1 protein-coding gene is annotated in these 580 nt (G+C 70.5%); it reads right to left on the bottom strand.

Annotation, left to right across the window (positions count from 1 at the left end; translation table 11 throughout):
• Positions 1 to 144: 144 nt before the first annotated feature.
• The coding region (locus tag FGX59_RS38055) for a hypothetical protein (RefSeq protein WP_171061035.1) at positions 145 to 580 on the bottom strand (436 nt) is incomplete at its 5' end.

The following is a 580-nucleotide window of genomic DNA, read 5'->3' as shown; positions in this document are numbered from 1 at the left end:
CGGCTGAAGGCGAAGGGCCATTCCGCCAGCCCGGGACCGTTGCCGGGCCTGATGACCCGCGGCGACCCGACCGTGACCACTCATGCCAGGCCAAGGCGAGACCGCCGGACCCCGCTCAGCGCCGCCCCTCACTCCCGAAAGGGATCAAGACGCGTCTCCACCGAAACAGAGCCCCGGACCCTCGGCAGCAGTGCGGCCCGGGACGCCAAAGTGCCGGTCCAGGATCGCCTCCGTCACCCCGGCAACCGTCAGGCGCGCCTCCTGGGCCCCGGCTCCGGCAACATCCAGGAGGGCGATCATCGCCTCCGCCCCGGTCGTGGCGGCCAGAGCATTGACCAGGCGCGCCTGCCCTGCCGCCTCGAGGCGGCTCTCTCCCTCCGAAAGCGCCCGCCGGTACATCTCGAGCCGCCGTCCGCCACGGTGCGGCGTTCCCGGTGCCGTGGCGCTCGCCAGAAGCGCCATGCCGACGAATTGCCGGAACTGCACTTCATGAGCCAGTGACAAGTCGAAGAAATAGAGGCTGATCGCGCGGAGCTTCCCGCGAAGGTCCGCGGCACCGGCAGTGATCTCCTCGTAGCCC

It is taken from the genome of Poseidonocella sp. HB161398, from assembly GCF_005870025.1.
Classification (GTDB): Bacteria; Pseudomonadota; Alphaproteobacteria; order Rhodobacterales; family Rhodobacteraceae; genus Mangrovicoccus.
Note: the sequence above shows the minus strand (reverse complement) of the source record. Positions and strands in the feature narration are given on the sequence as shown.